This window comes from Oscillatoria sp. FACHB-1407 (assembly GCF_014697545.1).
Classification (GTDB): domain Bacteria; phylum Cyanobacteriota; class Cyanobacteriia; order Elainellales; family Elainellaceae; genus FACHB-1407.
In genome coordinates, this window is record NZ_JACJSA010000021.1 from 15,226 (window position 1) to 26,965 (window position 11,740).

Below are 11,740 nucleotides of genomic sequence, written 5' to 3' on the forward strand. Positions count from 1 at the left end.
GGTGAAGAGTATTCATAGCCCCCTCACAACCAACATCCTTATGAGCGATGTTTTCATCTCTTATTCTCGCAAGGATAAGGACTTTGTCAAAGTTTTGCATCAGGCACTCACTGCCAGCCAGTACAACGCCTGGGTCGATTGGGAAGACATTCCCCTGACGGCAGACTGGTGGGTAGAAATTAGAAGTGGCATTGAGCAGTCAGATACTTTTGTGTTTGTCATTAGCCCTGATTCCATCAACTCCAAAGTGTGTGGGCAGGAGCTAGATCACGCTGTTCTCCACAACAAACGCCTAATGCCCATTGTCCGCCGAGATGGCTTTGACTCATCACTCATCCGTCCAACATTAGGCAAACACAACTGGCTGTTTTTTCGGGAGGAGGATGATTTTGATTCAGCATTTCGATCGCTAGTAACCGCCCTCGACACCGATTTAGATCACGTCAAACGCCACACTCGCTTGTTAGTCAAAGCGATCGAGTGGGAGCATCAACACCATAATCCTGATTTGTTGATACGAGGTAGTGAGTTAGAACACACAATTCAATGGTTAACGCAGGGCCGCGACAAAGAACCGCGATCGACCGAATTACAACTGGAATATGTCAACGAAAGCCGTAAAGCAGAGTTAGCCCAACGCGATGCCGAAATTAAGCGACAAAAGAAGGCACGAAAGGCGATCGCCACTGCTTTAGTTGGTGTCCTGGTCTGTTTGATGATTGCGATCGGATTAGGACTATTTTCATTCGGTCAATATCAAACGGCTGAAACTCAACGGCGAGAAGCCACCACTAATGAAATTAGTGCTCTCAGCAGTTCCTCAAAAGCTTTGTTACTTTCAAATCAAGAGCTTAATGCATTGTTGGATGCTCTTAAGGCAGCGAGTCGATTGAAATCTGCGCCTTGGGCAACTGCTAATGTACAAGATCAAGTCAGACTGGCATTGCAGCAAGCGGTATATGACGTGAGAGAACGCAACCGTTTAGAAGGACACTACGCTCTCGTATTCAGTGTCAGCTTCAATCCGAATGGTCAAACTATTGCGACAGGCAGTGGTGACAATACAATCAAATTATGGGATGTGAACGGAAAAGAGCTCAGAACTCTCAATGGCCATGAGGATTACGTTATCAGCGTGAGCTTTAGCCCAGACGGTAAGATGCTTGCTTCTGCGAGCCGAGATGGCACCATTAAGCTGTGGAATGCAGATGGGCAGGGACTCAGAACACTAGTAAGTAGCAATGCTGTTGTGAGCGTCAGTTTTAGCCCAGATGGAACGATCGTTGCTGCTGCCACGTCGGGAGGCGGCAATAACACCGTAAAACTTTGGCGTAGTGATACTGGAGAGGAACTTAGAACACTCAGAGGGCACAGTGGCATTGTTGAAAGTGTTACTTTTAGCCCAGATGGCAAGATGATTGCTTCGGCTAGCAGAGACAATACAATTAAACTGTGGAGCATTACTGGAGAAGAACTGAAAACACTGCAAGGACATACTGACACAGTAAACAAAGTAAGCTTTAGTCCAAGTAGTCAAACCATTGTTTCTGCTAGTAACGACAACACCATCAAGTTGTGGAACCGTGATGGGCAAGAAATCAGAACCATGAGGGGACATAGCAATTATGTCAGTGCTGTGAGCTTTAGCCCAGACGGTCAAACAATTGTCTCTTCTAGCTTTGATGGTACGGCAAAACTGTGGAGCAGCATTGATGGTCAGGAGTTGAGAACATTTAGAGGCCACACAAATGGACTGACTGATGTTAGCTTTAGTTCCGATGGTAAAACGATCGCTACTGCCAGTCTTGATAACAGCGTCAGGCTTTGGAATTTAAATAATCAGGAACTCAAAACCCTCAAAGGGCATAGTCGCTCTGTCAAGGATGTCAGCTTTAGCCCCGATGGTAAGCTCCTTGCCTCTGCTAGTGAAGATAGCACGATTAAACTTTGGAGTACCGATAGCGGACTGCCTCCAAATCAATTTGGACAAGTACTCAAAACGTTGAACGGTCATACCTATTGGGTCAATGCCGTAAGCTTTAGTCCCGATGGTAAGCTCCTTGCCTCTGGAGGTAACTTTCCAGATACGACGGTTAGACTTTGGAGTATTGATGGTCAGGAACTCAAAATTCTCAAAGGCCATCGTGCTGGAGTGAATAGTATAAGTTTTAGCCCAGATGGCAAGACCATTGCTTCTGCAAGTTGGGATGGCACTGCTAAACTTTGGAACTTAAATGGACAAGTGTTAAAAACGCTCGTAGGACATGATGACTTTGTTTTAAGCGTCAGTTTTAGTCCGGATGGTAAGACCATTGCGACTGGTAGTAACGATAGCACCATTAAGTTGTGGAACTTACAGGGCAAAGACCTGAAAACCTTTACAGGGCATGGTGGTGCGATCAGCAGCATTGCTTTTAGCCCAGATAGTAAGACGATCGCGTCGGCTAGCTATGACAAAACGATTAAACTTTGGAACTTACAGGGACAGGAACTTAAAACCTTTGCGGGACATGAGGCTTCTGTAATCGGTGTGAGTTTTAGTCCCGATGGCAGAACCATTGCCTCTAGTAGCAGTGACAAAACGATTAAACTTTGGAATCTGGATGGTCAAGAATTAAAAACTTTGAAAGGTCATGCAGACCAAGTTTCAAATATCAGATTTAGTCCAGATGGTAAGACGATCGCGTCTGCCAGCTCTGACAAAACGATTAAACTCTGGAATGCTGAAACTCTTAACTCTGACCAACTAGTGGTAAGAGGTTGCAATTGGGTAGAAGGCTATCTGATTACCCATCCTGATGTGCTGCAAAGCATTGAAATATGTCAAGCTAGTGATCTGTTTGCCCAATCTGCACCTATATTAGTCGCTCAAGCAGAAGCTTTAGCACGAAAAGGCGACACACAAGGGGCGATCGCCAAACTCCAAATGGCTTTGACATGGAATCCTCAGTTACAAATCGATCCTGAAAGAACTGCTCAACAGTTTGCCGCCAAGGGTCAAGCAGAACACTTGTTGACTGAAGCTCTCGGATTAGGACGGCAAGGTAAAATCATAGAGGCAATCACCTCCTACACTCAAGCTCAACAGCTTGATCCAGATTTACAAATTCCGGCTAGTTCTTGGGATAGCCTTTGCTGGCATGGAAGTCTGCGCGATTTTGTTCAAGATGTCGCGTTTGCTTGCGATCGCGCTGTTAACTTAGCTCCTGGCAATTGGTCACCCCTCGAAAGTCGTGCTGCGAATCGAGCCTTGCGAGGGGACTTTAAGGGAGCGATCGCAGATCTGGAAAAAGCAATCGCTAACGGTGTACCCGACGAGGAATCTGGGACAAGGTGGCAGCGGTGGATTGCAACTCTACAAGCTGGTAAAAACCCAATCACTCCTGACGAAATTAAATCACTTTTGAACGAGTAATTGCTATTCAGCGGAATCTTTACTATCAAGTCCAAGATAAGCAAAATCTGCCCTTGGGTATACTCGAATTAGTCGCTTGCCGTGCAATCTATGGCTCTCTTTAAGCTGCCCCGACTCAAGTTCTGGCAACCATCTGCGTCTAGTTCTTCTGGCGTAGTTCCAGCACAATCCATGCAACCATCTACGCCACCACCCCCAGCAATTGTGCCCCAGGTCAAAACGCTCACTCAACTAGAGCGTGAGATGGAAGTAGAAGCCAAGCGGTTAAAGATACAGTCTCCTGATCCGGTTACCAGACATAGCCCCAGAGTGTTGAATAAGCTGATCTGGTTAACAATTCTAGTCGGCATTCCCGTTGGGGCGTTGTGGGTGGTGAACTTGCCCTATCCCCCGATTCGTTATCCAGTCGCACGGACAGCCCCAATTCTGCTGCTGCCAACCTATATCAGCATCGACAACAACTATCGTGAGGCGATCGCCGCTGTAGAGCAAGCCAGGCAATTCATCGATAATCCAACCAGTGCGGTAGATCTGGATCTGGGGCAACAGAAGGTACAAGAGGCTCAGGCTCGACTCGATGCCCTGCCCATTGACTTACTCAATACCTTTCCACAATCTCGCTATTGGTGGTATGACTGGCGGTTTAGCGTGAGCGGATTTAACGCGGCTCGCTCAGAGGTCGGTCGGTTGCAAGCCAAGGTCGTTCAGGAGCAAAACGCTCAAACCCGATTCGTTGATGCAGAACAAACCCTCACCACTGCAAAGCAGCAGTATCAACAAGCAACGACCCCGTTGGACAAGCAGATGGCGATCGCTAATTGGCGTTCTGCGTTAGACCAATTTACTGAAATTCCGGGTCAAACCCTGGCAGGGCGCACGGCTCAGCAAAAACTCCAGGCCTACCAGCGCGATTTTCAGGAAACGGTGGGCTTAGCCGCAGGTAATGAACGGGCAAACATCGTGATTGAAGCAGCCCGACAGTTCGCGTGGCAAGCTGCCCAGTACAGCCAAAATCCACCCCACTCGGTCAGTGAGTGGCAACGAGTCGAAAATTTGTGGCAGGATGCGATTCAGCGATTGGAGCAAATTCCACCAACTGATTTAGCTGGCTATGCAGAAGCCCAAAAGTTATTAGCCACCTACACTGCCAATCGGGAGCAAATTAAAGTGCGGCGACAGGCTGAAGCCAATTCAGTCGTGGCATTTCAACAGGCTCAACAGGACATTGAATCATTGCTGGCTACGATTCCTGATGGTGGGGATGTCACCAACCTGAATCAAACCATCAGTCGGCTTCAGGGCATTATCAATCAACTAGAACGGGTTCAGGAAGGAACGACCGTCTATCTGCAAGCGCAGGAACTCCTTCTCTCGGCTCAAAATAAGTTAAGTCAACTGCAACCCTGACTCCGTCTGTAACCAGCTCTCAAGCCACAATAACAAGGGCTTCAGCCCCTTGCCTCTAAGTACTGTGATTCACAGATAGGGTTTGGAAATAAAACCAGGGGGGTATGGGAGCTTCGCCCCCAGTCAGGGGTTCCACCCCTGCACCCCGAATTCCCACCCCTATTTACGACGAGTTGTACTAAGGATGATTCAATGAAAATTCGCTTTACCCTGCTACCCAGAGACTACTGGGAATTTCACAAATTTGGCATGTTGCATGTGCCCCGATTGCAACTCGCGACCTTCACCCACTGCTGTGTGTTGACGTTGACGAGTTTTTCGCTGTGTTGGCTTTATGCCTCCATGACGGGACGACGTGATCTAGAGGTTGTGTTATTCAATCCGTTAATTTTGAGTGGTGCGGTTATAGCTTGGTATTTCTGGCAACTCAAATTGCGCTACCAACGCCTAGTTGAGAAGACCCCCGGATTGGTCGGTGAACATCTGTTGAGTGTCGCCACTGAGGGAGTTCACAAGGTTAATCCAGTGGGTGAAAAGTTTATCACCTGGTTGCAAATTGAGAAGATTGTGGAGCAACCTCACTATATTTTTCTGTTGTTTCAGGATCATTGGGCGTATTTAGTACCCAAGCGAGCATTTGCCAATTCAGAGGAGGCAACTGAATTTTTGATGACGCTTGTGACGTATTGGAAACAGGCAAAAATTAACTAGGAAAGGATGAATTTGGGCAATAAGTTCAAAAATACTAAAGTTCAGCTGTATTAAAGTGCGTCTGTACTGCTAATTTAGAATCAAGTGTGATGCGCTTGATCGGCATGATTCCGCTACAACTGACGCTTAAAAACTTTTTGAGTTATCGCGCGGCGACGTTAGACTTTCGTGGCTTACATGTGGCTTGCATTTGTGGAGCCAATGGAGCAGGCAAATCGTCGTTGTTGGAGGCGATCGCCTGGGCAGTGTGGGGTCAAAGCCGGGTGATGGCAGAGGATGATGTGATCCACCTGGGCGAAACCGAAACGCAAGTCGATTTTTTGTTTCAGTGTCACCAACAAACCTATCGCATCATTCGATCGCGTTATCGCCAGCAGAGTAGTTCTCTAGAGTTTCAGGTGCAAACGCCAAATGGGTTTCGATCGCTGACCGAACGCAACATGCGATCGACCCAGCACCTGATTCTGCAACATCTAAAGCTGGATTATGAGACGTTCATCAACTCGGCTTATCTGCGACAGGGACGGGCTGATGAGTTCATGCTGAAGCGTCCGGGGGAACGCAAACAAATTCTGGCAGACTTGCTGAAGTTGCGGCAATACGACGACCTGGCAGAGCAGGCGAAGGAGCGATCGCGCCAACTCAAAGCCGAGGTCACCTTACTGGAACGAAACCTGGAGGTAATCACCACGCAACTGGAACAACGGCAGGCACTCGCGACCGAGCAGGAAGCCCTGGCAACCACCCTGGCAAACTGGCAGCAGCAACAGGAACAGGATGCCGACACGTTGCGCCAACTGCAAGCCATCCAACAACAATGTTTGACCTGGCAGCAACAGTTAAACCTGCATCAACAACAGCAACAACACTTGACTCAGGATTGTCAACGGTTGCAACAGGAAATTGCCGCTACTCAGCAGCAACAACGCCAGTTAGAGGCGATCTTGCAGCAAGCAGAGGCGATCGCCACAGGCTACACCCAATTTCAACAACTGCAAGCAGAAGAAGAAAGTCAGAACCGCAAATTTCAAGCCCACCAAACAGCAGTCCAGCAGTATCAACAACTCCAACAACAACAAGCAGAAGCGGTCAACACCTTAAAAGATCAACTGCGACAGGCACAGGCGCAACTGGAAGCCCTGTATCAGCAACGAGATGAAATCGCTGCCATGCTTGTCAAGGCTCCCGATATTGAGGCAGCACTGGAACAGTTGAAACTGGCGCGATCGCACCTGGCAGACCTGGATCAATTGCAACTCAAGGTGGCTCCTCTGCTGCAACGTCGCCAACAGGTGCAAAGTACGCTCGATCGCCACCAGGCTCGACTCACGGTGCGTCTGGAGGAATTGCAAGCTACAGCAAAACTATTGGAAGCCCAACAACACCGCCAACCACAAATTCAACGAGCGGTGTTAGAAGTAACCGAACTGGTAGAGCATCTGGAGCAACGTCGCCTCTATCAACAACGGGTACGCGAAAAGGGATTGGAGCGGCGCAACTTTATGGAGCGGTTGCAAGCTCACCAACGCGACTATGAGTTAAAGCTGGCGGAACTCGACCATAAAATTGCCATGCTGAAACAGGGGCACGGTGAGGCTAGCTCTGAGGAAGCCATAGCCTTGCCATCTACCCCCCAAGCCGATGCACCTTATCCTGCGATCGCCCAACTCTCGTCTCCTCTGGTGTCCACGTCAGAGTATCCCCCTTGTCCTTTGTGCGATCGCCCCCTGGATGAGCACCATTGGACGCTAGTGCTGGAAAAACACCAGGCTGAACAGCAGGAAGTCCAGGATCAACTGTGGGTGATTCGGGAACAACTGGTGGTTTCGGAGCGCGAGATTCAAGTTTTGCGGCAAGAGTACCGTGACCTGGAAAAGGAACTGTCTGCCTATGGCTCCATTCTGGAGCGACGGGGACAATTGCAGGAACAGTTGCAGGGGGTTAGCGATGAGCAGACCCGACTCCAGCACATTGCGGCAGAACAAGCCGAATTGGAGCGATCGCTGCACAGCGGCAACTACGCCCCCGAACTCCAGGAGGAACTGCGGTTGCTCGATCAAACACTGCAACAACTCAACTACGACGACAAAAACCACGCGATCGCCAGAGGGGAGGTCGATCGCTGGCGGTGGGCTGAGATTAAACAGGCAGAAATCAAGCAAGCCCAACGTCGCGCTGCCCAAATTGCGGCTCGTCAACCAGAGCTAGAGGCAACCATTGCCGACCTGGAGCTACGCCTGGAGACAATCCACCATACCTCACCCCTACAACAACAGATTCACCAGTTAGAACAGCATATTGCTGACATTGGTTACGACTTACAGCGACACACCGCTATTCGATCGGCGTTGCGTCAAGCGCAAGCGTGGCAATTACGCCAACAAGAACTGACCCAGGCACAACAACACTATCCCCAACTGCAACAGCGACTGCATGAGTTAGGGGACGTATTCGCTGCACGCACTCAAGCATTGCAGTCTGTCATGGCTCAGGTGGAAGAACTGAACCAACAGTTACAGCAGATAGGCGAGCACTCTGGAGGGAAAACGGCTGCACAACGCACGGCCACTATTCACCAGCTAGAGCAGCAGATGCTGCAACGCCGCACCCAGCTTGATGAACAGTTGGCTCGACTGGGACGCTTACAACAACAACAGCAACAACTCGACCTGTTACAGCAGCAATCGGAGACGCAGCAGCAGCAGTTGCAAACCCTGCGGCGACAAGCCCGAATTCATCAAGAACTGGCGCAAGCTTTCGGCAAGAACGGCATTCAAGCCTTGATGATCGAGAACGTGTTGCCCCAACTGGAAACCGAAGCTAACCGCATTTTGGGGCAACTCAGCAACCACCAACTGCACGTCCAATTTGTGACGCAACGAGCCGGACGACGACGCAGCAACGCCCAGGCGACCAAACTGATTGACACCCTCGACATCCTCATTGCCGATGCTCAGGGCACCCGCCCCTACGAAACCTATTCGGGAGGAGAGGCATTTCGCGTTAACTTCGCCATCCGCCTGGCACTGGCACGCCTGCTAGCCCAGCGATCGGGCACGGCTCTACAAATGCTGATCGTCGATGAGGGCTTCGGTACGCAGGACACGGAGGGGTGCGATCGCCTCATTTCTGCGATCAACGCGATCGCCTCTGACTTCGCCTGCATTCTCACGGTGACCCACATGCCCCACTTTAAGGAAGCCTTTCAAGCCCGCATCGAAGTGTGCAAAACGCCTGATGGTTCTCGATTACAGTTTTCGATTTAAGGGGAATGACCAAATCCATGTACAATACTCTACGAACTGAGCCAATCAGGTTGTGCCAATGCAGTTTTGTAAAGTTGCAGATTTCGTTGATTGGAATAACCCCGACTTTCAAGCGATCGCTGACCTACTGAACCTGGAGGGAAAAAGCCGCAAAGTTTGGGAATTTATTCAGGTCTATCGCGGACTCAAAGAACTGGGGTTGCTCAACGGTGAAAGCAGGGGTCTGGGTCTGGGTGTGGGGCATGAGTGCTTAATTTACGCCTTTACCAATGTTTGCGGAGAAATCGTCGCCACAGATTTATACGACTCCCAAAACTGGTCAACCGCTTCCATGGCAGTCAATGAGGTCTACGAGCGCAGCCCCTATCCCTATCGGCGCGATCGCCTCAAGGTGCAACACATGGATATGACCCAGATTGAATATCCAGACGCCAGTTTTGACTTTGTTTGGAGTTGTTGCTCCATCGAACACGTCAGCAGCTTTGAAGATTTGCATCAGGTCTACGCCGAGATTCACCGGGTATTGAAACCGGGGGGAATTGCTGCCCTCACGACCGAATACAACCCTACCGATCGCCACAGCTATGAACCGCACATGCTGTTTACCGATCGCCACTGGATTGAGCATTGGATGACTGGAACTAATCCTCTGGTACAGGGGTTTGACCTGTTAGGGTCTGTCGATTTATCCCTTACTCCAATTCCTGAAAATGAGCCTGTACCCCGACGCGATCGCCGCAGCCCGATTCAGGTTCTCTCTAAAGACATCATTTTGAATAGTGTGTCGTTTTTCCTTCGCAAAGCTGGGGCGTTTTCCCAGCCCTATAACGATACGTGGCTACCGGAGGATCTGCGCGTTTATCTAGCCGCTTGCTCCAAACAAAAAGCGGCTCAACCGGAAGCCGCTCAAGCTCTATTTCGACAGTTATTAGAACGTCAAACATTGGAGCCACGACTACGAATTGCTACCTCCCGACAACTGCTTGCATCTCTCCTGGAGCAAAGCAATTTAGAGGCGGCAAAAGTAGCTTGCCAACAAGTTTTTCCTGTGGCTCAAACCGCCGAAGATGAGGATCACTTATTGCCAATTGCCCATGGCTGTCGGCGAGTTGGCTTATTCGATGAAGCTCACACTCTCTACAAACGGGTGGAGCAATTACCGGGTGCCCACATTAATCAGGTCGTCCGCAGCATCATTTGTCAGGCAGAATATTTCGATCGCCAGGGTGATGTCGAGAAGGCATTGGAACTCACTCAAAAAGCCTATCAGGAAACCTCATCTCATACGACCGATGAGGCTCATAAGGTCTACTTCCATTTGGGATTCTACAACGAAAAATTGGGACGTTTAGATGAAGCGATCGCCCATTACCAATCGGCAATTTCTACTTCAGAACCCGGCACGAAATTCCAAAACAATTGCCATCTACGGCTCAATCTTTGCCTAAAACGACAGAGTGACATGAAGGCATATCCTACAGGAGAGCAACCTTCTAAACTGCAATCGTTCGTCACTGCAACCAAGCAACTCATTCAGCAAACGATCGGGTCAAAGAAAGGGTGAGGAGGGAAAGGATAAGTGATAAAGGATGAAGGATGAAGGATAAAGGATAAAGGATAAAAAACTGTCTTGTTCCTTATCCTTCATTTTTCATCTTTCATCCTTCATTTTTCCTCCTTCTTTTCCCCATCACCCCTTCTCCGTTTTTCGATACACCTCTTCGGCAACTCGCTTGAGACGTTGTAGTTGCGATCGCATGTCTTGCTGTGTCCAGGAGGCAGCAACGGTGTTGAACCCATAGCGGACGATGGGACTGGGAATCGTGAATTCAAAGCGGTTCAGCAGAGTGGTTCCAGTCTGGTTGGGCTGACACTCCCAGCGATCGCGCCCCTTAAAAAAGCCGTTAAACTCCCATACGATCAGTCCCGGTTCACGGGCAACTACGACACTTTTAAGTGAGGGCTCCAACAGCGGAACCCGAATCACAAACCGACTTTTGCTACCCAGGTCAGTGCTCCACTCGCCAATAGGTTCACATCGCAGAGCAGGGTTGAGCCAGCGATGCATCAACTCCAAATCCGTTAAACATCGCTCAACGGCAGTCGCGCTGGCGTTGATCTGAATGGATTGTTCAAAAACTTGTTGAGCGGTCATTCCAACTCGTAGCCGACGTAATGAGACATAAAAACAGCCTAGCGAATTCTCGGCTATTCAAATAAGCCTCTCAATTTCTTCAAGAGGGACTGCAACTGCTGCATCTCATCGGGGGTTAGTTGCTCAAATCGCTCCTTGAGATGGGCGATATGCGTCGGGAAGACCTCCTCAAACACCTGCTCCCCCTCTGGCGTGAGAATCAGCATAAAGCAGCGACGGTTGCCTTCGGGGACTTCACGCCGTACCAGATTCTTTTGCTCCAGGCGATCGATAATCCCCGTGAGGGTGCCCTTGGTCACCAGCGTCTTGTCGGCGACTTCTCCCATGGTCATGCCGTCTGTGTTGCCCAGAGTGGCGATCACGTCAAATTGAGCCGGAGTTAAGCCCAGTTCTCGAATGTGGGTTTGGGAGTAGACCGCGTATGCCTGATAAGCTCTGACTAATTCTCGCATCACTGGTATAAACGCCTCCCGCGCAGCAGCTTTGGCGACTCCAACCTCTGATTCTTTTTCTGACTCTTTGGATTGTTTTGATTTCACACGTGTCAAGCTTCACCTCAAACAGTACGATAGTAAACAGTACTAATTCAAACAATAATCTCAGTATAGCATCAGGCTAATCGATTGAATCAACCCTAACTGTAAATCTCTAAACCAGAAATTAAAGTGCGCTCTGCTCATATTCAGTTCTATATTTAATTACACCCATCTGTTTACAATGATTAATCTAGTGGAGTATATGGAAGCATTTGCCATAATTCTGCTACCTTAACTCCCTAAAGTCTCT

7 protein-coding genes are annotated in these 11,740 nt (G+C 49.3%); 5 read left to right on the top strand and 2 right to left on the bottom strand.

What is annotated here, in order from left to right; translation table 11 throughout:
- Positions 1 to 40 precede the first annotated feature (40 nt).
- The 5 genes from H6G89_RS26400 to H6G89_RS26420 all read left to right on the top strand — a co-directional run bounded on the left by H6G89_RS26400 (position 41) and on the right by H6G89_RS26420 (position 10,363).
- Positions 41 to 3,415 carry a TIR domain-containing protein gene (locus tag H6G89_RS26400; RefSeq protein ID WP_190512234.1) on the top strand — a complete coding sequence of 1,125 codons (3,375 nt, stop codon included), beginning with the start codon at positions 41 to 43 and terminating at the stop codon, positions 3,413 to 3,415.
- Positions 3,416 to 3,505: 90 nt separating this feature from the next.
- Positions 3,506 to 4,822 (top strand): hypothetical protein, encoded by a 1,317-nt coding sequence (locus H6G89_RS26405; protein ID WP_190512235.1) that lies wholly within the window; start codon positions 3,506 to 3,508, stop codon positions 4,820 to 4,822.
- A gap of 192 nt (positions 4,823 to 5,014) precedes the next feature.
- Positions 5,015 to 5,533, top strand: a complete 519-nt coding sequence (locus tag H6G89_RS26410) for a YcxB family protein (RefSeq protein WP_190512236.1) — start codon at positions 5,015 to 5,017, stop codon at positions 5,531 to 5,533.
- A gap of 89 nt (positions 5,534 to 5,622) precedes the next feature.
- Positions 5,623 to 8,799: an AAA family ATPase gene (locus H6G89_RS26415; protein ID WP_309230103.1), complete on the top strand. Its 3,177-nt coding sequence runs from the start codon at positions 5,623 to 5,625 to the stop codon at positions 8,797 to 8,799.
- Between the two features lie 58 nt (positions 8,800 to 8,857).
- Positions 8,858 to 10,363 carry a methyltransferase domain-containing protein gene (locus tag H6G89_RS26420; protein WP_190512237.1) on the top strand — a complete coding sequence of 502 codons (1,506 nt, stop codon included), beginning with the start codon at positions 8,858 to 8,860 and terminating at the stop codon, positions 10,361 to 10,363.
- A 126-nt stretch (positions 10,364 to 10,489) separates the two neighbouring features.
- Here H6G89_RS26420 and H6G89_RS26425 read toward each other — a convergent pair whose 3' ends face one another.
- Both H6G89_RS26425 and H6G89_RS26430 read right to left on the bottom strand, forming a co-directional pair.
- On the bottom strand, positions 10,490 to 10,954 hold the full coding sequence (locus H6G89_RS26425) for an SRPBCC family protein (RefSeq protein WP_190512238.1): 465 nt from the start codon (positions 10,952 to 10,954) through the stop codon (positions 10,490 to 10,492).
- A 53-nt stretch (positions 10,955 to 11,007) separates the two neighbouring features.
- A complete protein-coding gene (locus H6G89_RS26430) occupies positions 11,008 to 11,493 on the bottom strand; it encodes a MarR family winged helix-turn-helix transcriptional regulator (RefSeq protein ID WP_309230104.1) in 486 nt (161 codons plus the stop codon).
- Positions 11,494 to 11,740 lie beyond the last annotated feature (247 nt).